Origin of the sequence: Bifidobacterium sp. M0404 (assembly GCF_016101415.1) — a bacterium.
Taxonomy (GTDB): Bacteria; Actinomycetota; Actinomycetes; order Actinomycetales; family Bifidobacteriaceae; genus Bombiscardovia; species Bombiscardovia polysaccharolytica.
The window spans coordinates 866,331-891,766 of record NZ_JACFQP010000001.1; the positions used below are offsets into that span (position 1 = coordinate 866,331).

The 25,436-nt window shown below is 53.9% G+C and carries 17 protein-coding genes, 1 other RNA gene and 1 riboswitch; of the genes, 7 read left to right on the forward strand and 11 right to left on the reverse strand.

What is annotated here, in order from left to right:
• Window positions 1-56: 56 nt before the first annotated feature.
• The 10 genes from H3T93_RS03590 to H3T93_RS03630 all read right to left on the reverse strand — a co-directional run bounded on the left by H3T93_RS03590 (window position 57) and on the right by H3T93_RS03630 (window position 18,359).
• Window positions 57-2,612: a glycoside hydrolase family 31 protein gene (locus H3T93_RS03590; RefSeq protein WP_144176832.1), complete on the reverse strand. Its 2,556-nt coding sequence runs from the start codon at window positions 2,610-2,612 to the stop codon at window positions 57-59.
• Between the two features lie 87 nt (window positions 2,613-2,699).
• The gene (locus H3T93_RS03595; protein ID WP_144176830.1) at window positions 2,700-3,968 is read right to left on the reverse strand and encodes a glycoside hydrolase 5 family protein; all 1,269 of its coding nucleotides are present in this window, start codon (window positions 3,966-3,968) and stop codon (window positions 2,700-2,702) included.
• A gap of 16 nt (window positions 3,969-3,984) precedes the next feature.
• Window positions 3,985-4,818 carry a carbohydrate ABC transporter permease gene (locus H3T93_RS03600; RefSeq protein ID WP_110425066.1) on the reverse strand — a complete coding sequence of 278 codons (834 nt, stop codon included), beginning with the start codon at window positions 4,816-4,818 and terminating at the stop codon, window positions 3,985-3,987.
• The gene (locus H3T93_RS03605; RefSeq protein ID WP_082097733.1) at window positions 4,808-5,782 is read right to left on the reverse strand and encodes a carbohydrate ABC transporter permease; all 975 of its coding nucleotides are present in this window, start codon (window positions 5,780-5,782) and stop codon (window positions 4,808-4,810) included. The genes H3T93_RS03600 and H3T93_RS03605 overlap by 11 nt, the downstream gene beginning before the upstream one ends.
• Entirely contained in the window at window positions 5,782-7,047 is a 1,266-nt protein-coding gene (locus H3T93_RS03610) for an ABC transporter substrate-binding protein (protein WP_046322711.1), read from the reverse strand. Before H3T93_RS03610 ends, H3T93_RS03605 begins: the two co-directional genes overlap by 1 nt.
• Before the next feature lie 21 nt (window positions 7,048-7,068).
• Window positions 7,069-10,215 carry an alpha-mannosidase gene (locus H3T93_RS03615; protein WP_144176829.1) on the reverse strand — a complete coding sequence of 1,049 codons (3,147 nt, stop codon included), beginning with the start codon at window positions 10,213-10,215 and terminating at the stop codon, window positions 7,069-7,071.
• Window positions 10,216-10,245: 30 nt separating this feature from the next.
• Window positions 10,246-13,404 carry an alpha-mannosidase gene (locus H3T93_RS03620; RefSeq protein ID WP_144176828.1) on the reverse strand — a complete coding sequence of 1,053 codons (3,159 nt, stop codon included), beginning with the start codon at window positions 13,402-13,404 and terminating at the stop codon, window positions 10,246-10,248.
• Window positions 13,405-13,909: 505 nt separating this feature from the next.
• Window positions 13,910-14,137: a hypothetical protein gene (locus H3T93_RS09120; protein WP_232348606.1), complete on the reverse strand. Its 228-nt coding sequence runs from the start codon at window positions 14,135-14,137 to the stop codon at window positions 13,910-13,912.
• A 417-nt stretch (window positions 14,138-14,554) separates the two neighbouring features.
• Window positions 14,555-15,898, reverse strand: coding sequence for a xylose isomerase (gene xylA, locus H3T93_RS03625; RefSeq protein WP_144176827.1), 1,344 nt, complete (start codon window positions 15,896-15,898; stop codon window positions 14,555-14,557).
• 454 nt (window positions 15,899-16,352) lie between these two features.
• On the reverse strand, window positions 16,353-18,359 hold the full coding sequence (locus H3T93_RS03630) for a glycoside hydrolase family 20 zincin-like fold domain-containing protein (RefSeq protein ID WP_186363869.1): 2,007 nt from the start codon (window positions 18,357-18,359) through the stop codon (window positions 16,353-16,355).
• A gap of 409 nt (window positions 18,360-18,768) precedes the next feature.
• On the opposite strand from H3T93_RS03630, the gene H3T93_RS03635 reads away from it, so the two are divergent.
• From H3T93_RS03635 to H3T93_RS03655, 5 genes are all read left to right on the forward strand, one after another.
• Complete coding sequence (locus tag H3T93_RS03635) at window positions 18,769-20,046, forward strand: ROK family transcriptional regulator (RefSeq protein ID WP_144176825.1); 1,278 nt, start codon at window positions 18,769-18,771, stop codon at window positions 20,044-20,046.
• Window positions 20,036-20,935 carry a carbohydrate kinase family protein gene (locus H3T93_RS03640; RefSeq protein ID WP_144176824.1) on the forward strand — a complete coding sequence of 300 codons (900 nt, stop codon included), beginning with the start codon at window positions 20,036-20,038 and terminating at the stop codon, window positions 20,933-20,935. The genes H3T93_RS03635 and H3T93_RS03640 overlap by 11 nt, the downstream gene beginning before the upstream one ends.
• 255 nt (window positions 20,936-21,190) lie before the next feature.
• Window positions 21,191-21,589: a transfer-messenger RNA gene (gene ssrA, locus H3T93_RS03645) on the forward strand.
• Between the two features lie 237 nt (window positions 21,590-21,826).
• Complete coding sequence (locus H3T93_RS03650) at window positions 21,827-22,081, forward strand: type II toxin-antitoxin system RelB/DinJ family antitoxin (RefSeq protein ID WP_110425057.1); 255 nt, start codon at window positions 21,827-21,829, stop codon at window positions 22,079-22,081.
• Window positions 22,074-22,352 carry a type II toxin-antitoxin system RelE/ParE family toxin gene (locus H3T93_RS03655; RefSeq protein ID WP_144176823.1) on the forward strand — a complete coding sequence of 93 codons (279 nt, stop codon included), beginning with the start codon at window positions 22,074-22,076 and terminating at the stop codon, window positions 22,350-22,352. The genes H3T93_RS03650 and H3T93_RS03655 overlap by 8 nt, the downstream gene beginning before the upstream one ends.
• A gap of 323 nt (window positions 22,353-22,675) precedes the next feature.
• Here the strand turns inward: H3T93_RS03655 and H3T93_RS03660 are convergent, their stop codons facing one another.
• Entirely contained in the window at window positions 22,676-24,022 is a 1,347-nt protein-coding gene (locus H3T93_RS03660) for an FtsX-like permease family protein (protein WP_186363868.1), read from the reverse strand.
• Window positions 24,023-24,317: 295 nt separating this feature from the next.
• Window positions 24,318-24,380: riboswitch (guanidine-III (ykkC-III) riboswitch) on the forward strand.
• Between the two features lie 9 nt (window positions 24,381-24,389).
• On the opposite strand from H3T93_RS03660, the gene H3T93_RS03665 reads away from it, so the two are divergent.
• Entirely contained in the window at window positions 24,390-24,707 is a 318-nt protein-coding gene (locus tag H3T93_RS03665; protein ID WP_144176820.1) for a DMT family transporter, read from the forward strand.
• Between the two features lie 68 nt (window positions 24,708-24,775).
• Window positions 24,776-25,219 carry a GNAT family N-acetyltransferase gene (locus H3T93_RS03670; RefSeq protein WP_144176819.1) on the forward strand — a complete coding sequence of 148 codons (444 nt, stop codon included), beginning with the start codon at window positions 24,776-24,778 and terminating at the stop codon, window positions 25,217-25,219.
• The last annotated feature ends 217 nt before the right edge of the window (window positions 25,220-25,436 follow it).

Genomic DNA, 25,436 nt, shown 5'->3' on the forward strand with positions numbered 1-25,436 from the left:
CCTTCCCACGCTCCATCGCCAACTGACCGTCACCTTACCCTGAACGTTCAGATAACTTACTGATCCCTAAGGAAAATTTCCTCCAGACCTCGTATTACCTCCTGCGGCATGTGAGATTGGAACCAGGAAGGTTCACCATAGTCCCCAGGAGGCATTTCGAGAGTGTGAAGTGCTGACACTGCTTTGACGCCAAGATTCCTGACTTGATCCCAGGCCTGCTCCTTAGTGAAGTAGAACATTTGTGCACCTTGCAACAATTGCAGAGCATCATGATTCATAGGGTTGTGCGCAACTTGTGGTCGATCATTGAAGACCAGATCAATTTGCGAGGTACACGACAGACTTCGTAAGGATACAATCAAGCTGAGTCGTTCCTCATCATAGGTGCAGGAAAAAGGAACCGCCTGACTGTCTGACAGTACCGTGATCCTCGATGCGTCCACTGGGGCTAAGCCACGGAAAGTCAGCGTCCAATCCCTGCGCTTTGGCACTACGAGCCCCGGGTCATTGGATACCCCCGCTGCCCCCTCTTCCGGACATACTTGAGCCGGACTGATGGTGAACTTTCCCTCTTTCCAGTTCAAGTCCAGATCAGTCCGCACCCATGTAATCCTGCCCTGGGGTGCCCCGTCATCCTCCCAAAGCGTGAAATGCCCGTCATCACCAGGGAAAATACGCAAGTCCAGACCTTGTGGGTTTTCTACAGTGTTCAACGAATAATCGTAATCGTTATCATTTTGTCCCCTATGGTCATTGCGACTCTGAAGCGGAACAATACCTCCTGCCTTGGCAAAAACCGGCATCCGGTCCAGTCCACGCCAGACTTCCATGTTGCGCCCATTCTTCTGTTCTGCGTCATAATGGCGGCCATCAAACCAGTCGAACCAAAGACCATGTGGGAACCAAACTTGCGCTTTGGCTTTCTGCAAGGCACGATCAGCCGGTTCCAGGATGGGAGAGACAATTAACTCGGTGCCGAACATGAACTGAGTGGGCACATTGCCTCCTGAGTAATGCCAGTACATCGGTTCCACCAATGGCAGATCCTCATATGCGGCACGTCTATTCATGGAATACAAATATGGAATCAGCGCATGCCGCAGTCTGAGGGCCCCGACCATACTCTGAGCAACATCCACGCGGAAGTTCCAAGGTTCCTTGCCATTGAAAGGTGACGAACTTGAGTGCAATCGGTTGATGGGGCTGAAGGTCCCCAACTGATACCATCGAGCCTCCAACTCTTCATCACGGTAACCGAACATATGGCCGCCGATGTCATGACTCCACCACCCATAACCGATATTGCTGGCCATGGCAGTGAAATATGGCTGGAATCTGAGTGATTTCCAACTAACAACAGTATCGCCAGAGAATCCTACCGGATAACGGTGCGAGCCAGGACCGGCATATCTGGAGAAAGTAAGAGGTCTATGCCCAGGCATATGAGCAGAATCCAAATAATGCAGATGATTCAGCAACCACAACGGATCCAAATCCTTCTGCTTGGCAACTGATCCCTGTTGCCAATCAATCCACCAAAAATCAACACCCTGTTCTTCCATCGGGTGCAAAAGGGCATCAAAATAAGCATTCATACTTACGGGCGAAGTCACATCAAATTCGACTGTTTTCTTCGATGCAGGATCGATTCCGGCGGCTCTAGCTACGCGCTCATATGGTTCTTCAAACGACCGAACCCCATCACGCGGATGTAGGCTGAGCGTGGTTCGCATGCCATGATCGTGCAACCAATGCAGAAAGTCTTTTGGATTGGGGAATAGCTCCCTGTTCCAGGTATAGCCCGTCCAACCTGAGCCTAAGTTGGGATCAATGTCGACAAGATGCCAGTCCATATCGATGACGGCTACGGTGAATGGAATGCCTTCATGGTTGAACCGTTCCATAAGCTGTTCATACTCATCCTGCGAGTACCGATGGTATCGGCTCCACCAGTTACCCAAGACGTATCTAGGCAAGAGCGGAGTGTGCCCGCTCAAATGGTAAAAATCTTTTACAGCCTCGGTTATCTTCTGATTGTAGCCAAAGAAATACCAATCCTGGCTCGGCCCTTCCTTGGGGAATACCCAGGTACCGAAAGGATTGGGCTTCCCGCCTACCTTATCCGCCTTGCGTATCAGGCTTGTTCGGCTATCATCAATCACTGCCCAGCCATATTTGGATATTAGGCCTGGATCTAATGCAGTGGAGCCTTCGATTTGATCGAGAGTTCTAGTGGTTCCTCCCAAATTGCCTTTCTGCTCATCTCCATAATGCCAGGTACTCTCTTGAGCGCCTGAATGCTTCATATAGATGTACAGTCCCTCAGGACTGAAGGGCTGCCCGTCGTAGAATATTCTTAATTCTGAAGTTTCGATTTCCAACGAACCATCGTCATTGCGCGTGACTGTGTAGTCCGGAACTGGCTCGAATCGCCGATTAATGGCCATAGTCGTGGCATCGTCGACAAACACCCCAGTATCTGACCACTCGAAACGTATGAGCGCATCCGTAAGAATGCCTATTCTCCATCGGTCGCCCTGCACAACCGAACCTTCGCACATCCGAGGATGCGCCCCCATGCTCTCCAACGAGAACAAGCGAGAATCAACCATCCGTGTATCTCCCTTTGTTTACTTGCTTCAAGTGGGGATCCTTCGTCCATTCTCGAAGGATCCCCCCTGTCATGGTCCGAGTTAGATTCAATCCGATCGGGCTACATTGCTGTACACATTCCCTGTACGAAGCTCAACTGGCAGACATTCACGTATGCCCCTGGCATTCAGGCTCTGCTCGTCGTGCACACAGGCAGATGTGACCACTGCAGGATGCTCTCCTGAGCGTGACAACTGCATCCAGGCTTCGAACACAGAGCCTCCAGGAGCCAAGGAGCCCCGCGACAGCGGCAATCCCTGCTCGTCCACATCGACAATTACAGCGACCTGTCTATTGACAACCATGGGCAAGGGCTCAGCCACTATCTGAGAAAAGGCTTTGCCGACCTCCGTTAGATTCCCTTTTAGATCAAACAGACCCAGGTGATGCTCCAATTCCGGAAAGTCAACAAAACGCCCATCGACATCGTGGGAACACCACCAGGTAATACCGTAGAGATCGCCGCAACGCAGCATCCTCTGGATTGAGCGACTGCAGAAAACCCCAGATTCACTATTGGTTATCACATTATTCGGAGCCCCAATCTCTTGGACCCATACCGGCCGATGATCATGACGTGCGAATGCTTTGGACAATTCGACAAGGTATTCAGCATGACCAACACTTTCGACGCTCAGAGCACCGTAATGCTGGGCAGTTCCGTTGAAGACCCACGAATGGATAGCTGTCACATCTCCCAGATTCGCTGCCTGGTCGGGAGTAAATGGATGACCGTCGGCATACCAGACCTCATCATTCTCACTGTGCAGAAGCACTCTCCCATCGTGGTGAGCACGCTCCTGCAAAGGCAACAGCAAAGCGCGAAGCCAGGCATCGGCCTGCGCCTTTGTCAGTGGCATTGGCGAAGGATGCGTCATACTCGCGAACTGGTTGCATTCATTGCCTAGAGTCAATCCGGCAAAGCCTTGAACATCAGCCATAGCGTCATAGATGGCTATAACCAGCTGGATCTGAGCCTGTACAGCTTGAGCATCGACAAACATATTGCGAGAATGCCAAGAGCGCAGCCAGGATGGAAGAAAATCAAAACTGGACAAGTGCCCCTGAAGCACATCTACATAACAATCCAAACCTGCTTCCGCTGCCAGTTCCCCCATATGCCGTAAGTCATCCAGCGCTTGAGGATTGATATAGTTTCTGTTCGGTTGCAGGATAGGCCATAAAGGGAAGATCCTTACATGGTCCACCCTAATCGAGGCTATCTGTTCCAGATCTTCTCTGATACGTCCCCAATCAGGATGAAGCCATGTATAGAACCAACCGGCGGATGGTGTGTAATTAACGCCGTATTTCATGAGTATCTGTATTCCGTTATTCCTTAACCCCGCCGACTTCCAGTCCGTGGAAAATATAGCGCTGGAAGACGAAGAAGAAGATGAGAATAGGCACCAGGGCAATGACAGTCCCTGCGGCTACCAATCTGGGATCCGAGACAAATGTTCCCTGCAAACGAGACATCCCTAGCGTCAATGTGTAGTGACTGTCGTCTGTCAGAACAATCAGAGGCCAGAGGAAGTCATTCCACGAACCCATGAATGAGAAGATAGCCACTAGAGCCATGGTCCCCTTGACCTGCGGCGCACAAATCATGGTGAACCTTTGCCAAACGCTAGCGCCATCCATTTCTGCGGCCTCAATCAGATCTCGAGGTATCGCACGAAATGCATTAACGAACAGCAGAATGTTCATCGCGCTTACAATGCCGGGCAAGGCGACACCTATCAAGTTGTTCTGTAAGTTCAAAGAACGGATGATCAGGAACTGCGTAATCATAACTGTTTCTCCAGGAATCAGCATGGAAAGGAACAGAATTCCTACTACGATCCGCTTGCCTTTGAACTTGAGCAAAGCAATGGCATAGCCGGCCATAGTACCGCTGATGACATTGCCGACAATATTGATTGCAGCCACGACCAGTGTGTTTAAGGCATAGCCAACTATAGGCAGACGCTTGAAGACTCCGCTGAAGTTACTGACCGTAGGGTCACGAGGCCAGAAGTATGGCGGAACGGCATACATATCATCCTTAGGCCCCTTGAAAGCCAAGGATATCTGCCATAGCAGCGGGCAGGCAAGGAAAAGGAAGAGCAGGACCAAGACGGCATACTTCACAACTTTGCCTACCGTTATATGCTTACTCGTCATCAGAGGACCTCGATTCCAGGAACCATTCGAAGAGAATCAGAGCACCGAGCACAAAGAACATAACCAGACCCAATGCCCCGGCATATCCGGTTCGGGCATTGATGCCAGTGCCTTCGTTCTTGATTAGCATTGTCATCGTTATGTCAGCTCCGCCGATTCCACCGCTGCCGTTAGTCAACATGTAAATCTCACCAAAGACTCTGAAAGCTGACATAGAAGACAGCAGGGAGATCAGAATCATAGTCCAGGTGCATCCAGGTAGAGTGACATGGATGAATTGACGAATTGCGCCTGCTCCATCAATTTGTGCAGCCTCATACAAGACCGGATCAATATTGGCGATAGTCGTCAAATAGATAATCATGTAGTAGCCCAGACCGGTCCATATGGTTATAGTCATGGCGCTGAACAAGAGCAACCAGCGATCAGTGAGAAATGGAATGGGCTTGCTTATCCAGTGCAAGGCACGGAACAGACCGTTGACCAGACCCTTGGAATCCAGCAGGTTGGTCCATATCAATCCAACCACCACACTGGACATGATTACCGGGACATAGAACGATGTTCTAAAGAATCCCATTATTCTGGTTCTTTCGGCCACCAACGCCGCAAGAATCAACGGCAGGATAATCATGAAGGGCACAACGCAGACGACATACAGCGATGAGTTTGTCATTGCCGTTCTGAAATGCGGATCATGGAACATATCGGTGAAATTCTGGAATCCGATGAATTTTCCAGGACGCAACAAGGTCGAATCCGTGAAGGACAAGCGGATTGTGTTCAGGAACGGCAACAAGGAAAAGACCAGAATCCACAAAATCGGGATAGTCACGAAGAGCCATGGAGCAACACGACCGCTCCTGTTGGCCCCCAAAGGATGCACATAGGTGCCGTCAGGGTTAAGGCGCCGGGCGCCGGCGGAACCGGCGCCCTTACGCTGTCTATGAGACAACTGGACCATTACTTCAACCTGCCGTTGGCGTATTCAACAACATTATCCAGTGCCTGCTTGGGAGTCACCTTGCCCTGCAGGGCCTGAACAATCTGCTCCTGAAGTCTGGTGCCGTCTACTGCAGTAAACTGCGGAGGACCCCATATACGTCCTTCACGCACCTGCTTGGCGACCATCCTCATGCCTACAGCATTCATATCGTCACCAGATGGGTTGAAGAATGGATCGTCAATGGTGCCCTTAGAGGATGGGAAGACATTGGCTTTCTTATCGAAGGTCAGCTGGTTCTTGGAGTTGGTCACGAATTTGGCCAGTTTCAGCGCCATATCCTTATGCTTGGAATTGGCATTGACGGTCATCATTTCCAACATCATGTTCGGATGGGTGTTGGCTACCATGTTGGTAATGCCCATATGTTCAAAAACATTGGGGGCATTCTTTTTCATATCGTCAATGCTGTATAGGCTGCCATTGAGGAAAACCTGTGATCCTGAGTTGAAGCTCTTTGACTCGCCGCTATTGGAGGTGTTCAGCATCTCGTCAGTAAAGGCCTTGGCCTTATACATGTCCACATAATGCTGGACAAAGGCCACACCCTTAGGATCATTAAAGGTGAACTTGGTGTGATCCTTGTTCATCAGCGGGACGCCGTACATGCCGAAATCCTGGATGCTGGGGATACCGGTGGTCATAGCATACTTGCCGCCACACTTCGGTCCGAAGATTTCCGCATTGGCAAACATCTCATCCTGAGTCTTTGGCACTTTGAGTCCGCACTCATCGAGCAAGGCCTTGTTATAGAGGGTAGGGCCTGTATTCAGGTACCAAGGCAGTCCATAGGTGCCCTCCTCCAGATGCGGACCTTTGAAAGTGGCCGATTGCCATGCAGCATCAAGATATTGATCCTTGGCTTTCGGCTCCTCCTTGGCAATGTTGAGCAGCGCTCCAGCACTAGCCAAGGTATACGCAGGCTCAGGCCCCATATCAATTACATCGGGCAGGGAATTTGCGGCGGCATCGGTTGAGAGTTTGTCCTCATAGTTGTCAGCCGGCTGATCTACCCACTTAATGTGGACGCCTTTGTTCTCCTTTTCAAACTGCTTGATCAGATCCTGGAAGTATCCTGTGAACTTGTCGTTTTTGAGGTTCCATGTCTGGAACTTCAGTTCGATAGGACCAGACCCGGAGGATGCGCTTCCCCCGCATCCTCCGAAGCTCACGACTGCCGCTGCTGAGCACAGCAACGACAGCGCCGTTTTTATGGTTTTGTTCATTGTGATTTCTCCTTTACTAATTCATCCTTGAATTCCGGCTTTAGAAAGCCGAAGAGTAGCAATCTGGAAAGGTCCCAGATCAAGCCGAGCCCCCTCAGCAGCCCCCGGCTGTTTGAGAGCATCAGGCTCACCCTGATAGTGGCGGTCCCGCTCCAGCAAGTCGGTCTCATAGACCTGTGCCCCCACCATGGGCCCATTCACTGCAAGCGATGCAGATGCCGGTTGGCCTTTGGCCTCGTAGATACGCACTATCAAATCACCTGAGCCATCGTCAGCCATCTTGATCCAATCGACGACAGGCAAGCCCTGCACATTTTGCAGACCAATCAAGGGCTCCATATCAGGCACATCCTTCAACACTGGTGCATTGATTTCCGCAGCTGCAGCCAAGGTCGAATCCAGATCAGGACCAGGCACCAGAGCCCAATCAAACTCATGGTGGCCCAGATCTGCATGCGGGTCTGGTGCTTTTGGAGCACCTACCAAGGTCAGGCGTACCTGAGTGCCGACTTCCGGACCATTCTCTGGTCCATATATGGCGGACACATCGGATCCATAAGTCGACCCATTGACGATGCCAACGCCAAATTCTTCATTAGCTATGCGGACGAAACGATGCGTGCAACTCTCGAAACGTGCCTCATCACCCTCGGTATTCTTCACGATAGGACGTTCGATAAGGCCGAATTGTGTTTCATACTGGGCACGGTCTGCTCTGACAGCAAGCGGAAGAGCAACCTTGAGCAGCTTTTCCGGCACGAGCCAATCAACGTCAGCATGAAAATCAAGCTGTCTCAAACCTGGACGCAAACTGATGCTGGTTCGAATATTGCTGGCGCGGTATTTGTTGATCACATGGACGTGAACAGTACCGTCCTCGTCAGTCTTCACATCTTCGATTTGGCCTTGATCCAAATCAGAAACAGCCAAGAATGCATCGCGCTCTACATCCCAAGCATCAAAGACGCCAGGCTCATCTTTGAGTACCTGATAAAGCCCACAGGATTGGCCAGGTGCCACTATTTCTCTGCCGGTTGCCAGATCGCATATGGATGTCACTGCTCCAGATTGAGCAATGACAACGCGCAAAAGGCTGTTGTCCAGAATCAACTCGCTGTTTGCATTATGAGATACAGCGACGGCTGAAGCATTCCTGACTATTCCCTTTGCATTAACCGGACTCCAGGATGCCTGTCCCGATTCAGCTCGTCCGACCTGCATGATTCGCGCCTCAGGCCAAATTCTGGTCTTAGTAGATGCTTCGACCGCACGCAAGGCTTCGGCGGTCAACTCCCGCAGCCGGGCTATACCTTCTGCATACTCCTTGCGAGCCACGCGGTATATCCAGGCGATGCCAGATCCAGGCAAAATGTCATGGAACTGATTGAGAAGCAAGGTCTTCCAAATTCTGTCAAGCTCTTCTCGCGGATAAACATATTCCTCATTGACCAATTCGGCATAGGCACAACAATATTCCGCCATGCGCAGCCATGATTCCTCTTTGCGACAACCACGTTTCATGTCCTGCTGGGAGGTCAACGTCTTGCGATGGAGCTCGAGATACAACTCGCCTTTCCAAGTGGGCATCTCACTGCCAGCCTGGTCAGCCATATCGTGATAAGCCACGTCAAAGAAATGATCTGGATTGTCATATTCCACCCGAGGAAGGCCTTCGAAGCTACGAAGACGCGCAGCCCTCATGGTCATCTCTCTTGTTGGTCCACCACCGCCGTCTCCATAGCCGAACAGCAGAATCCCGTGATCCGACAGATCCTTATCCTTAAAATTCTGTTCCGCATAGTGCAGGTCCTTGGGGGACATGTCGGAATCGTACTTATCTGCTGGAGGGAAATGGGTGAAAATCCTGGAACCGTCAATCCCTTCCCACATAAACGAATGATGCGGCAATCGGGTCGTATCATTCCAACAGAGTTTTTGCGTCAGGAACCAACGTGCTCCCGACCGGCGAGCGATTTGGGGCCATGAACCTGAGTATCCAAAACTGTCCGGCAGCCAAACCCCATGGGTTTCAACACCGAACTTCTGCTTAAAATACCGTTGCCCATAAGAAAGCTGACGAATCAGCGACTCGCCTGAGGGAACCATTCCATCCGACTCGACCCACATGCCTCCTACAGGAATAAACCTTCCCTCCTGTACGTAGCGCTGCACACGTTTGAACAAATCCGGGTGCCGTTCCTCGAGCCAGGCATACTGCTGGGCAGAACTCATGACGTAGCAGAACTTTGGATCGTTATCCAGGAGGGTCAGCACATTGGCGATTGTCCGTCCTACCTTGCGTTTGGTCTCACGCACAGGCCAAAGCCAAGCTGAATCGATGTGAGCATGCCCCATGGCGGATAGCTGCAAAGCAGAAGGTGCAGAGGGTTTATTCATCACCGCTTCCAGCGTTTCACGCGCAGCAGGCAGGGTGGCTCTCACAGTCTCTTCATCAGCTCCATCAAAGATGTTCATGGAACGCTGTAGCGCCTTGGCCAGCTTCCAATACCGTGGCGAACCGGCATCCAACTGTTCTACAGCGCCGCTGACGATGTCGAGGTCTATCCAGTATTCATGGACTTCGTGATCATATTCGGCGATTTGCACCGATTCAAAGACGTAACGCTCATCCGCCTTGCCCGTGGGGGCATCGCCAAGACTCGTAACCGTGAAAGACGGGACGTTAGGATTGTATGCCGCTTCAACGTAGACAGTGAAGGCTCCGTCATGATCAACGACTTGGTCCGCCTTGCCTTGATCATCAACCAATGGAATCCAGTAGTTACGTGGATGGATGGCCTTGATTACCGAGCCATCAGGCCGATACACCATTCCTTCGATGTGTCCGCCAACTGGCCAATCCAGCCAACCCAGATTGAAAAGCAGTTCGATCGGGTGTCCATTGCCTGAGTTGCGAGGCAATTGGCCAGTCACTTTCATCCACGTCGTCCCCCATGTGGTGCCCCATGGCTCACCGACGGCAAGAGGGGTGAATGCCACACCCCCATGCCGTGCTTCATCAAGGAAGGTTGACGGATTCACCGGTTCCCCCGTATAACGAACAGCCTGTACATCGCACTGGGCGAGCACATGGTGGATATGAGGGCGTACCCGCTCATTCATGACCCGCTTGCAGCGATCAACCTCACGCTGTACTTTAAGCAACATAATCAATGACCCTTCATTGTTCTTTCGATCTTATTTGCCGATAATTTGTGGTTGGTGCAGTCTGAGGGTGGTGAATTGGAAGGGCATAAACTCCAGAGAGGCACCTTCAGCATTCACCTCACCTTTATCTACCAATCCATGACGCAAATCGTCAGGCAAGGGCGACTCCTCCAAGGAATCGGTCTCTCGTACCGTAGCCCCCTTCAACAACGGTCCCAGCCTCAGACGACCGCAGGCAGGGGAGGAATCAGGATCATATACACGAATCACCAGATCACCACTGCCATCGTCAGCCATCTTCATCCAGTCAATGACTAGCCTTCCGGAAGTGGTGTCCAAACTCACCAGAGGCTCTGCGTCAGGCAGACCATCTGGGAAGACAGGAGCATTAAGCCGATAAGCTTGAGCTAAGACAGCGTTTTGGTCTTCGTTAGGGACCACGGACCAGGCAAACTCATGATGACCTCGGTCAGTGTCCGGATCTGGGAAAACTGGCGCAGAAAGCAGTGTCAGACGAACTAAAGTTCCTGCCTCCTTACCATGAGCCGGATCAGCTGGAATAGGTGTGGTATCGCCGCCATAGGTCGAGGCATTTACCACGCCAACGGCTAGATCGTCATCCCTAACCCGCACAAACCGGTGGGTGCAACTTTCGAATTGCGCCTCTTCGGCCGCATTGTTCTTCTGTATAGGCCGGTCAATGAATCCGTATTGACATTCAAACTGGGCATAACGTGCTTGGATAGCCAAGGGAAGATCCACTTTCAGCAACTGCTCATCCTGATGCCAGTCCACGGAAGCGGTGAAGTCCAGCCTCCTGGCCCCAGGCGACAGGCTGATGCCAGTAGTGATCCGCGTGTCACCGTGGTTTCGAACCACGTCTACCCCGGACTTCTTTGCAGTGATCTGAACAGGGTCATCCACCGGCATGGCGGTAAGAAGGGCGTCACGTTCCAAATCCCACGCATCCCACATAGTGGGCTCATCCTTGAGCAGTTCGTAACCACCCATTGTTGAACCCCTGGGAATCAGCTCCCGTCCGGAAACGACATCCAGCAAGGAGTGGACTGTGCCATCAGTCCCCACTACCGCCTTGATAAGGCCATTGTCCAGAATATATCCTTGGTCGTTAGCAGAAACTTGGACCATAGACGTTGGACCACCTGTCTTGGGCACTGACGGTACAGCCCGCCAAGCGTCGTCCCCATCAGTATCCATTGGGTTTATTAGAGCAGCAGGCACACGTTGGATCCCCCTCTGTACTCTGGCAATGACACTGGCGGCCTCTTGACCGATTTCTCGCAGGCGATCAATGTCACGCTGATAATCCTCGCGAGCGAGTCGATGAACCCAAGAGATGGCTGAACCGGGCAGAATGTCGTGGAATTGGTTCAGCAGCAAAGTTCGCCAGATTTGATCCAGCTCAGCATGAGGATAGTCATAATTCGCATCAGCCAGGGAAGCATAAGCGCACAGGTACTCCACAGTACGCAGCATTGCTTCTTCCTGCCGGCAGCCACGCTTCATATCCTGCTGGGAAGTCAGTGTCTTACGATGGAGCTCCAGGTAGAGTTCGCCTTTCCAGACCGGCATCTCTCGACCAGCGCGCTGATGAATCTGTTGACAAGACTCACGGAAGAAATCATCCGGAGTCTCATAACGCGCCTTTGCAACACCTTCCACATCACGCAGACGGTCAAACCGACCCAGCATTTCGCGAGTAGTGCCGCCGCCTCCGTCACCGTAGCCGCACAGGACTATGGCTCTATCGGAGAAGTCCTTGTCTTGGTAATTTTCTTCAGAATGATTAAGCTCCCGGGCAGTCATGCTTGAGGAGTAGGTATCCATCGGTGGAAAGTGAGTGAATATAGGCGTGCCATCGATACCCTGCCAGTCAAAAGTATGATGAGGGAACTTTGTAGTGTCATTCCATGAGATCTTTTGCGAAAGGAAGTAACGCATGCCAGCACGCCGGGCAATTTGAGGGAACTGGCCCGTATAGCCGAAACTGTCAGGCTCCCAGACTACATCGGTATCTACGCCTAGATGCTCACGATAGTAGCGTTTTCCATAGCTGAACTGGCGTGTCAATGATTCGCCCGCTGGCAACATCCCATCAGATTCGACCCACATGCCACCCACAGGAATGAAGCGTCCCTCTTTGACGCGACGCAAAAGGCGAGCAAACAGATCTGGATGATCAGCCTCAAGCCAGGCATACTGTTGTGGGGAACTCATTACATAGATAAAATCGGGATCTCGCTCCATCAGCGCCAGCATATTAGAGACTGTACGGGCTACCTTTCGGCGAGTTTCACGCTTGGGCCAAAGCCAGGCCGAATCAATGTGTGAATGACCTACCACTGCATGATCCAAACTGCTTGACACAGCCGGCAGGCTGAGTTCTTCGGCCAGGGCCGTACGGGCCTGTTGCAGACTAGCTGCATCACCCTCCCGATAGCTGTTCAAGGAAGTCTGCAGGGCCTTACCCAGCCTCCAATAGCGTGGCTGCTTGGGGTCGCACTCCCGGATGATCTGGCTGACCGCTTCCAGATCCATGGCATAGTTCCACATCTCATAATCGAAATGACAGACATCCAGTTGATTCAGAGCGTTAGGCTCGTCGGGTCGGCCCGTGGTGCCTTCACCCAAACGAGTCTTAACGAATGGAGGAACCCCGAGAATGAGCGGGTTGCAGGCTGCCTCCAGATAGAGGGTAAAAGTGCCATCGGACCTGATAAGCGAAGGTTCTTCATCAATGGCTGACCCTTTCCAGTCTCTGCCATCCAGGGGAATCCATTTATTTTTTGGGTTAACGGCTTTAATTATGGAACCATCGGGACGGTAAGCCTCTGCCTCGTAGTGGCTCCCCGGTGAGTCTGGCTGCCATCCAAGGTCCACGATTAGTTCCAACGGGGTCTCATCGCGGTGATCCTGGTCAATGTTTCCTGAAATTTCCATCCAAGTGGTCCCCCAGGTGGTCCCCCAGGATTCACCTACGGCCATGTGCTCAAAGGGAATATCTCCTTTAGCCAAGCGAGCGAAGAAGTCCTGGGAAGCAATAGGCTCGCCAGGGATCCGGTAGGCCCTGACATTGCAATGGCCAACCGGCCGATCGACATAGGGCAACAGTCGTTGCCTCATGACTCGATCGCACCTGTCGAGTTCACGCCCCACGTTTAGCTGCATCCCGCAAACCTCCTCGTTTCAGCCGATTCAACATTGATAACTAAAGCGGTTTAGTTAAATTGTAGCACGATTCGCAGAGAAGCAATGACTCACACGATAAAACCCGATAATCCAGGCTGATAACCGAAATTGCCGGCGTGTCGTCAAAGGCTAATGATCAAACGGAGAAAAGTCAGAGCTATCACTAATCTTCGGACTACTGTCTGAGGTGCAAATAGGCAGCGCACGAACATAGACCATGCCAACGAAAAACCCATTGACGCAACTCGACTGTCAGTACACGATTGAGATACCGATGTCATTTCCCCTGTTCAAGTTTTAAGATACCTTTGACGAGCCTTATCTTTCGTATCAGAAGGGGATCTACCCTATGAATCGAATCACAGATCCGTCACTGCGTAAAACTATTTCATTGTTTTACTTAACCAAATCCTTTTGGAAGACTTTCAGCATGTATTTGAAGCAGGCTCAGCCTTCATAGGTCTTGCCGATTGTACTGTTCACACTAGAGTTGACACAGACCCGATAAAGCTGGAATTGCCAGGCTAAGCGAATATTCTTGAGTGTTGATTAAAGTCCTCATTAACTCGTTGACCATCGAAATAGTCTGCCCCTCCCCCATGAAGTCCTGAGCATTCAAATCTTTGAAAACGCTGGCAAAGGCTCCTGAAACTATGGCGAGATTAATGAATTCAAAAGAATCAATCGGCCGCTTGACAAAACCGACAGACATTGCCAGTTGTCTAGTCCAGACATACGGCGCTGACCGGCAGCCTCTCGATGTATTTGGGAGGCGCGGCCGACAAGACAGTGGCCGCGTGAAGACTTGGAACCGGGGAGCACTCACATTGAGCTGTTTAGGTTGGGATTCGACGGGTTGGCGGACTAGATAAATTCCTGACTAGTGTCGTTGCGCCATTGCATGGAATTGGCAATGGCGGCACCTGCTTACTTAATGCAGACCCCGGGAGGCACCACTAGCACGCCTGACGTAGCCATCATTCTTAACTTCAGTCAACAATACGAGGACCAAATATGACTAGTCCTAATTCATCGCGAACCTGCAGGCACAACAACCTCAAATAAGAGAATTCGGCCCCACACAGTGCCAGGAGCATCGCATGAGGCCGAAGACAGCATTTTCTTATGCTCAGGCCTGAGCCAGAGCCTCGACAATATAGTTGTTGATGGTGGCCTTGACCACTTCAAGATGGTCGGACTTGTCGGCGGCGATCAGTTCCGCCTGTGGCTTGTCAAGGCTGTACTCCTCCAGGGAGGCCAGCGTGGCCGTGCCGTCCTCAACAGTGGCGCCGATGCCGGATTCGAAGGAGGAATAGCGCTCCTGCTGCAACTGCTCGATGTAGCCGTCCTCATGCATCTTGGCAGCTACCAGCAGACCGGCGGCATAGGTGTCCATGCCTACGATGTGGGTCCTGAAGAGGTCCTCAGGCAGGAAGGAGGAACGGCGCGGCTTGGCATCGAAGTTCAGGCCTCCGTGGGGCCCGATGCTCCCATTGGCCAGCACCTCCCACATGACGGCAGTGGCATCGTAAAGGTCTGAGGGGAACTCGTCCATGTCCCAGCCGATCAGCTTGTCGCCCTGGTTGGCATCCAGGGATCCCAGGAAGCCGGCCTCTCGGGCCACGCGGACCTCATGCTGATAGGTGTGCATGGCCAGGTTGGCGTGGTTGCCCTCGATATTGAGCTTGAAGTTATCCTGCAGGTCGTAGGTGCGCAGGAAGTTGATGGTGGTGGCCGCGTCGTAATCGTACTGGTGGAGGGTGGGCTCCTTGGGCTTGGGTTCGATCAGGAACTGCGCGTCGAAGCCGATCTCCTTGGCGTAGTCCACGCACATATGGAAGAGGGCGGCCATATGGTCCTGCTCTTCCTTCATTCGGGTGTTCCAAAGGGATTCGTAACCCTCACGACCGCCCCAGAAGACGTAGTTCTCAGCACCGAGCCGCTTGCCGATCTCCAGGCTGTGCTTGAGCTGGCCTGCCGAATATGCATAGATATCAGCGAAAGGCGAGGTACCGGCACCGGCCTCGAAACGAGGGTTGGTGAAGAGCGACGAGGTGTTCCATAGTAGCTTGACGCCCGTGTCCTTCATGGCGGCCTCGATGCGGTCGATCACCTTGTCAAGATTGGCATCGGTCTCGCGCAGGGTGTCGCCCTCGGGAGCCAGATCACGGTCGTGGAAGCAGAAGAACTCGACCCCCAGCTTGGTGAAGAGCTCGAAGGCGTAATCCACCTTGGCCAGCGCCTGATCCATGGGATCGGTGTATCGGTAGTAGGGCCTCTGAGCGGTGGGATCGCCGAAGGGATCCACCAGACCCTGGTTGAAGGTGTGCCACCAGGCAACGGCGAAGCGCAGCCAGTCCTTCATGGGCTTGCCGGCCACCACCTTGTTCTTGTCGTAGTAACGGAATCCCAAGCCTTCCTTGACACCCTGGCGACCCACGTATTCGATTTTGTCAACGTCCCACAAACCCATCCGAAATGCTCCTTTGCCTATTGCATTTACCTTTACAGCGTTTACAGGGGAGGAAACCAATTCCTGCCTCCTGAGCAACAAGAGTAGAGGGATGAATCGATTTTGTCAATTCGTTGAATTATATAGAAGCGGTATCACTACCCCCTGGTACTACTCAGCTGATTTCGAGAAGCTCCTTCGCCGTATAAGACCCAGTGCTCAACAAGTACCCAACGATGAAAGCCGAACGTGTCTTGGTACGACAATTATCCTGTCGGTTTTAAGCTTTGGCATAAAAACTGGCCAAAGCTTGAAACCGGCAGACGAGGCACAGACCATTTTCCTGGCTCGAGATTTATGCAATCCTAAGACTCCGTGCAAGAAACGTCCAAAAAGCCGCAGAGCCATACTCTACTCATTGATGATCATTCTCGCGCTCTTCCCGCCTTTCGATTTGAACTCGTAATCGATCCGATCAGGAGTTCGCTCCCTTCCGAAGAATGTCGGCGAAGCCCCAAATCACAGAGGCGATCCTTCCCAACTCCGATTCCCGACTGACCTGACGCCAGACCGTAGCGTAAGACTCAAACCAGATCTCAAAAGCATCGGCCAGGCCCCGATCGCCTTCTGCATCCGGAGCTCCAGGCAGAACGCCATAGCGAACGGCTAGACTACGACCCAGTGCGTTAAAGAGGCGTTGACCTTGGACAGCCATCAACTGAGCCTGCAAAGTTCTGCGCGCATCAGCCCGGCATCCGGCGGCCGCCCTGCCCATGCGTACAGCTGCGTCGACCAGCAGAGCGTCACGCTGATCCACCTGCTCAAGACGAATGCGCAAAGCCTTAAGCAGGCTCCGGCGAGCTTCGTCGAGATCGGCAGACGAATCCAGTGCAGGCACGCCTGCGCCCGGCAATGTAGAGGCCACATCCTGGTTGAGGCCCCCATGTCCGTCATCAAGCTCCCAGTAACGCACCATGTCGTCCCAGCCGAAGACCGCACTGGAGCCAGCTTGGATCAGTGCCGGCAGATAGTCCCCCGTCGCATCCCCATAGACCAGCAGACCCAGATCCCTGTCCACCCGGTCTCGATCATCGTCATTGGGGTTCCAGAAGCACTGCGCGGCGTAGGCCATGCCAGGCAAGCTCATGCGCGGGTCGTTGATGTGCCCATAATCGCCCCAGTCGGTGACCATGGCTCCAACGGCACCGTACTGGATCCCATATTGACTCAGACGGCTGATGTTCTTCCAAGCATTGTCGATTCCAGGAAGGAGAAGATTCCAGGCATGAACGGCCGAGCAGACTACCTGTCGGGCCCCCGTCGAGGCTACAAGGGCAACCTTGTCCGGCCCCACCTGCGGGTCATAGAGCCAGTTGAGCAGCGTACAGTCCTCGGGCAGCCTGTCCAAGACTTTGGGCATGGACACGGCGACATCGCCCCAGAACATGGGATGGCGGCCCTGCGCATGTAGGTGATCGCACAGACTGATCAGATAATCGGCATACATGTCAGCAGGATCCTTGCTGGAACCATCCTTCCGCGAACGCCCCTTGCCCAGATCGAAGGTCTCATCTCCGCCGATATTGAAGTTACGCGTACGCATAAGCGGCGCATAGGCGTCAATCAGCCCAGTGGAGAATGCCAGGGCCTGTGGATGGTTGACATTGATGGTGTGATGCTCCTGGCGCTCTATAAAAGAGTAGGGCCGGTCCGCCTGCTCGGGAAACTCGCCCAGATCCCTGAATCCGCGAGTGCGAAGGCTGGTGTAATGGTGGCTGAAGGTGGAAATCGAAGGCACCAACTCGATACCCAGGCGGGCGCAATAGTCATCGAAGTCGGTGATCTGCCCGGGCTCCAGAGGGCTTGTGCCCCTCCAGGCCTCGCTCATGCCCGGGAAAGCCATGGTGTGCTCAATGTAGAGCTGCAGCTGATTGAACTTATACAGGGCCAATATGTCCGCCCAGTGCCGCAGCCATTCCATGGTGGGCACCCGACCGCGGGTCACATCCAGACTGTAGATGCGCGTTGGATAGGCGGGGCGGTCCTGAATGTGCAAGGCGGGAAGCACCGGACCGCATTGCATGATGACCTGGCGGAGGGTCTGTACCCCCCATCGCAGTCCCTGACCGTCGCCGCCGCGGACATCCACAATCGGGCGGCGCTCCCCCTGATCGGCGATGCGCAGAAGATACTCTTGAGGACCAAGTTTTTGGTCCAGGTCCAGACTGATTGCGCCAGTCCAAGCTCCCCCTCGCGAATGATCCCAGACCATACCCGTAGCCTGCTTGATGGTATCTGTCAACTGGTCGCTGAGGACGGAAGCCAGCTCCTGGTCAACTGCTGAACCGCAGACAATTCTGCCCGCCACTGGCAACAGCAGCTGACCCCGATTCCTTTGCATGTGAAGCGGCCGGGGAATCAGGGCCAGCGGCCGCTCCTTCGACGGATCGGCGACGGTGTCGATGCCATTATCAAGACTCATGATCCATACCTTTCGTGCAATAGACTGATGCCACTGACGACCGCGTCCTTGACATGCTCCAGCCATGACCATCGATGGCCACCTCATCAGTCTACCCATAAGCCGGAGACGAGAAGAGGTGCCGGCGTTTAGGGCGAACGGGCACCGTCAGAGCCCAATATCCACCGCACAAGCAGCTCGCTTAGGACTGCGAGCCTACAAGAACCTACTATCCATCGCACTGGTGAAGAAATAGAGGCTGATGAACTTCTTGGCTGCGATGAAGCGGCCAACGACGGGATTGTCTTGTCGAGAAACCTTGAACAACTTTGAAAGTTTGTGCAAGGATAATAAACAGTGTTAATATATAAACGTTGTTCATAAAGTGCACGAAGATCGTGAGACTGTACTACTCAAGGAGGAGGTCGACATGCGCGGCAGTCCATACGCCAGCACACCAAAGGCCCTCTCCGAACTCAATCAGTCACGCATCGTCCAATATCTGCATCAGCACGGCACCAGTTCACGAGCCCAGATGGCACGGGACCTCAACCTGACGCCGGCGGCCGTAGGCAAGCTGGTGGCCCGACTAATCAGCTTGGGTCTAATCAGCGAGACCGGCAGCATGGACTCAGAGGGCGGCCGCCGATCCATCGGCCTGGCCCTGAACGCCGACCGCTACCAGGTCATCGGAGTCAAGTTCGCTCGCAGTTTGGTCAGCATCGGACTGTTCGACATCAGCGGCCATCTCCTGGACTCGGAGGAGCTGCCCCCCGTCGATCCCGATGACATCCCCGGCACAGTAACTGAAGTCAGAGCACGGGTGAGAAAACGTCTGGAGACAAACCCCACCATCGTGGCCGTGGGCATAGCTGTGCCGGGCCCCTACCTGCGAGAGACCGGCCGCATCGCACTGGTTACCAGCATGCCCGGCTGGCGTGGCGTGGACTTTATACACGAATTCGGCCAGGCTTTCCGCGTACCCACCTTCATCGAGCAGGATGCACGAGCTGGCGCGCTGGGCCAGAGCCTCTTCGACCCCCGCGTGAGCGCTTCCAGCATGGCCTACTTCCTGGTGGGCGAAGGCGTGGGATTAGGAGTCATAGACAGAGGCGCCCTGGTGGACGGAAGCCAGGGAGCGGCCACCGAAATCGGCCACGTCAGCATCGACCTGAATGGCCTGCCCTGCGAGTGCGGCAACCGCGGCTGCCTGGAATGCTACTGCTCGGCGGTAGCCATCCACCGCCGCATGTGCCAGCTGGATATGCGGGATCACTTCCCTGGAATCGAGACCATGACCCACGCCAAGGCCTGCACAAGTCTGTTCGACCAGGCCCGCTCGGGCCAGCAGGTCGCCCGGACCTTGGTGGATCAAATAGCCGACTACGTGGGCTATGGCTGCGTGACCATCGTCAACGCCTACAACCCTGCTCAAATCATCATCGGAGACATGGTGGCCGCCGCTGGTCCCCGCCTGCTGGAACGAGTTCGCACCATAGTATCCCAACGCGCCCTGCCTGGCTTGCGCGAGCACACGCAGATTCTGCTCTCCCGTCTTCCAGCCGATGCCACACTGACCGGAGCCGCTGCGGTGGCGGCCAGCCAATTTTTGGAGCACCCGGCCAGCATGGGCCGCACAACTGTGAAATCAGCAAACACAAGGCGGGCACATCGCCCGTCGTCAGGAAAGGAACACCATGACCAGTAAACCCGTGGTCCTCAGCATCGGCGAGATCCTCTGGGACGTCCTGCCAACAGGCAAGCGGGCCGGTGGAGCACCGGTCAACTTCAGTTATCATGCCGCAAAGAACGGGGCGGAAGGCTATGCCTTCAGCGCCGTGGGCCGGGACGACCTGGGCCGAGAGCTTGAGGAGGCGGTCCAGAAGGCCGGCGTCGATGCCTTCCTACAGCACAACGACCACCCCACCAGCACCGTCGAGGTCCAGCTGACCGAGGGCATCCCCCAGTACGTCTTCAAGCCTGATGTGGCCTGGGATCATCTGGAATACACGGATGACCTGGCCGGGCTGGCCAGCAAGGCCGACGCCGTCTGCTACGGCACGTTGAGCATGCGCAGCAGTGAGTCCCGCGAAACCTGCCTGCAGGTCCTGCGCCACACTAAGAGCCATGCCATGCGCTTCTTCGACATCAACCTGCGCGGCACCTTTTACAGCAAGGATCTGATCCAGGAACTGCTGGACATGGCCACGGTTTTCAAGCTCAACGACGAGGAGCTGGTCACCCTGCGCGACATGTTCCACATTCCTGGGGCCACCGACGACGAACTCTGCAGCTGGTTCATGGACCAGTGGCATCTGGACACCATCGTGCTGACCGCCGGTAGCGACTACAGCACGATCTATCTGGCGGACGGCCAGTCCTCACACCTGCCCACGCCTAAAATCACAGTGGCAGACACGGTCGGGGCCGGCGATGCCTTCTCCGGCACCTTCGCAATCAACCGCCTATTGGGGGCCTCCCTGACTCAGGCCCACCGGGCTGCAGTCAACACTGCCGCCTTCGTCTGCACCCAGCAGGGCGCCTGGCCCGAATATCCTGAGCATATCCCCGACTATTTAGGCCAGCAGGGCCAATGAGTCCCTGTCCTTGAGCATGACTGCGGTCCCGTCAGGTCGAGCCGTCAATGCCGACAGGACGGGACCAAACTTATACCTACGGAATTGGGAATTTACCGGATGCCGATGAGCTGCCACGCATCGACAGGACTCTGCGGCTTGACCAGGATCTAAGACAATGCCCAGGGAGAAGCGGGAATATCCACAGCGTCCATCTGTTGTATACTGACGAGGCTGGTCCGCAATGGCACCAGCGGAGCTTGATAATTCAAGATTGGGGCTGATCGGTTTCGACGGTGACCTGTTCGTCGCAGGGAAGCGTGCCGAGAACGCGGGGGTCCGCTCGTTAATGTCCTCCCGCAAACAACAAGTGCTAAATCTAACCGCACTGAGTTCGCTCTCGCTGCCTGAGCTTCGCGCCAGGATTAACCAGTGAGCAGCTGCTCCGTTCACTCCCCTTCGCCTTCGGGGGGATGCTGAGCGTCATTAAGAAGACTTGCCTGGACTGCCGCGCCACAGGGCGGTTCGGGGACTTTTTCTGCGGCTATGCCCGCCAACGGTTGTCTGCGACACAGGTGGGGGCAGACAGATAGCCACAAAGGCCAGCAGACTACGCACGTAGAAGACTGAGGGTGCGGTCACCGGACCGGGGTTCAATTCCCCGCAGCTCCACAAGACAAGGGCCAGCCGAGGCAACTTGGCTGGCCCTTGTCATACCGCTTTACAGTTCAAGGATCCACCTTCCCGGATTACTTTGTGCATCCATTGTCAATAACCTTACTCATGAATCTCGGGTCATTCTCGTTTCTCTACTTGCAGTGTTAAATGACTCCAAGATAACTCCATTCGGAGCAATAACGATATAATTCTGGAGCTAAGAAAATAATTGAGCAATCGGAGCAGGTGAAAGCAATGAAAGAGACAGCGAGAATTCAAATTCGCACCAGCGAGGATATGAAACGTCGGGCCTCACAGCTTTTTGAAGACCTAGGCCTTGATCTCGGCACGGCAATTAACATGTTCCTCTCTCAGTCGTTGCGCGAGGGAGGGCTTCCATTCCGCTCTCAACTTTCCAAATTTGACAGAGAAATGGAGGAGGCCGAGGCTTCACCGGTCACTCACGTGGGTGATGTAGAGAATATGAAAGACATCATCCATCATGTATGAGTTTGCATATACGCAAAAATTCCTGCGCGATGTCAAGAAAACCAAGAAAAAGCATTTCGACTTAAGCATGCTCGATCAAGTGCTCGACGATTTGACTAACTACAATTCAGCACTGCTTAAACGTAAATATCGAAAGCACCAGTCGAAAGGACGCTGGTCCGAATACGAGGAACTCCATGTCGACGCAGACTGGCTCCTAGTGTACAAGCGCGATAAGAATCGAATGGTTCTTACCTTGATGACCACCGGCAGCCACGACCAAACACTGTGACATAAGTGAAAGTCTCGGCAATCAAGCCTTGTTCCGACTGACACGACTCACTGTACTCAATACACAAACTTGACCGCCAATTGTTTATCTACTCCTATGTTAAAGGTTAACCGTCCACAGGATCTCCTAAAGATTAACTTGCCATAATGGCGATACTCATCTTCGAGCGTCCAGCATGTATTTGTCGTATTGACCTGTGTTGGCCAATCCCACAGAAAACTGCCCGTTGATGAATATGCCACACACAACCATGGCCGAAATCAATGCCTGGCAAGACCGCTCAATTACACATCGCGGATCCAACAATTAAAGCTCACTGCCGATCATTCGCCTATAGCACCTTGCAAAATGGCTATGGGCGAGCGCTTCAAAGCAGGCCGCGCCGTCAGCATGGTCGCCAGCGACCCGACAATGATGATCGGCGACCCGCAGATAAGGAAAAACTGCCAAGGAAAAACTACGGACAGACTGTGGACAAGCGGCCAATAGACCATGGCTGTACTCAGTCCGACCAGTCCGGTGCCGCCTGCTGCGATGATAATGCCTGTAGTCATCACGATGGTGCCGTCCAATGTGGATATAGCAGTAAGCTGCTGCGGGTTTGCCCCAGCGATTGACAGGAGCGCCAGATCAAGGTCACGATCCCGAGCGGCGATGGCGAACCCCGCGATCACGCCGACCAGGGCGACCAGCAGCGCTGCCCAGAAACCATAGAGCAACTCCAAAGTCCCGCCCGCTGTGGCACTCGGTATTCCCGGCACCTTGTTTATGGCGACGGTACTGGTGCCTCCGGCAGTCAGCAGACCGCCGACCAAAAACATGCAGGCGGTCAACGCTATGACCGTTGAGCCGAATGTCGTGTCTTTGCTTCTGACAACAGCCTGTGAACGCGCTACCCGCCAGACGGCAGACGATGACGGCACCAGAGCAGTCCAGAGTTGAGTGACCCTGCCTATAACCGGCCCACCAGCGCGAGCCAAGGCTATCAGCAGCAAGAGAATGGCGAAAAGCGGTCCACTTCCAACGGCACTTATGACCGCCCGGACTTGCTTAGGATCCAAAGGTCCAGAGCCGCTGTGCCAAAGATAGGCAAAGACAGGCAACGGCAATAGCAGCAAGGCCAGCCCAAGGAAAAGGGCCACAAGACCACGTCTATGTCTCGGCCGTTCAACCGATTCGCTCTCCTCAGCACGGTGCACCATCCGGACTGGTGTCATCTTTCCCAAATCCCGCAATGTCCGGCTGGTCGCCAAGACGGCCGTGGCCAATCCCACTACAAGGCCAGTCAGGGCAGACCTGGGAAACCTGTGCCAGGTAAAAGCGAAATGTACCGGCATTCGCATCCCGGTGGAATACCAATCGAGGATCCTTCCAGCCAGCGCAGGTGAAAGAGCCACGGCAACAAGGGAGGCCGGCAGAAGCAAAATCATCACCTGCAAAAGCGTAAGCACCAGGACCTGCTTAGGCGTAGCTCCCAGCAGCGAGAGAAGGGCCAGCCCCTGCCGACGTTGGCGAATTGATGCCTGCAGGGTTTGCTTGATCACCAGACAGCCAAGCACAATGACCGTGAGGAAGACCAGACTCAGGGCCGAAGCCAGACTCTTAGCAGGATCCCTGGTCTTGACCGACAGACTTTGGTAGTAGCTGTTGACTCCCATGCTCACACTCATGGCACAGAGCAAGGTTTGTGTGACCACAAGAACGATAAAGACGCCAGCCCAAATGCCGCTATTGGCTTTCAGATCACGTAAGGCCCAAGTCATGATTCATTCACCTGCCACATCCTCGTGCGTACACTCTGCCAGATCCCTCTATTTATATGAATAGCCGATCCGCGCGGGAGACAACATCCGGCAAACCCCTGAAACGACCCTGAATTAACCCTGATTCCTTCTTACAATGGACCGTTGGCCACTCCCCCTGCTCATTCAAGCATCAGAGTGTTGCCCCGCGCTATTCTGATGCTCAGAATCTAATGCAGGTTCCCGGACGATGGTCAAGTACCCGGACAGCGACAAGACTTGCAGAAAGGAAGCCATGTCCTCGTGGATTGTACTCATACTCGCCGGCATCTGTGAATCGGTCTGGGCCAACGCCTTAGGCAAGTCCCAAGGCTTTACCAAAATCGTCCCTGACATCGTTTTTATCGTGGGATTGATTCTCAGCATGGTTGGTCTGGCCTTTGCCATGCACAGCATCCCTACCAGTACAGCCTACGCGGTCTGGGTCGGTATCGGAGCTGCCTTGACTGTCCTATACGCCATGGCTACAGGATCGGAGCCTGTTTCACTCGCCCGCATTTTGCTCATCATCGGTCTAGTCGCCTGCGTAGTCGGTCTCAAGGTTGTCAATTAAGAATTGATGCCCATGAAAGCAGGTACACCCCAGCAACAAACAAACTCAAGAGGAAAGGAGTCGCCATCATGACCGCAGTAATACGGCAATGCACCTCGGATGATGCCTGGCTGATACGTTCCTTGGGCATGACCACCTTCCGTGACACCTTCGCCGCCGACAACAGCCGGGAGAACATGGAAGATTACCTCCGGCATTCCTTCTCCCCCGAACTGGTCAAGTCGCAACTGTCTGAACCCGAATCCGTTTTTATGCTGGCCAGCGTGGGCGGCACTCCCGCAGCCTACATGCAGCTCAACACTGGGAAGGCCCAGACGGAGCAGTTCGGTGATACTTCCATGGAGATCGAGCGGCTATACGTTCTATCGGACTTCAAACGCCAGGGACTGGGCACCATGCTGGTCAATCAGGCCTACGAACGAGCCAGGAACCGGGATCTGAGCAAAATCTGGTTGGGCGTATGGGAGCGCAATGAACCCGCTCAACGTTTCTACCAAGCCATGGGCTTCTAACGGACCGGCGAGCACACATTCACCTTGGGCACAGACATTCAGACCGACTGGATTATGACCGCAGCGGTCAATTGATGGCTACCTCTGTGCAAACACGAGGCACCGGGTGCCGCTTTAGAAATCGGCGATACCCGGCATCACCAACCCCAAGCACAAACTTGCGCGTCTGACGCCCGAATCAGGGCAATCGGCCCTGACCCGAGCACCAGACGCGCAG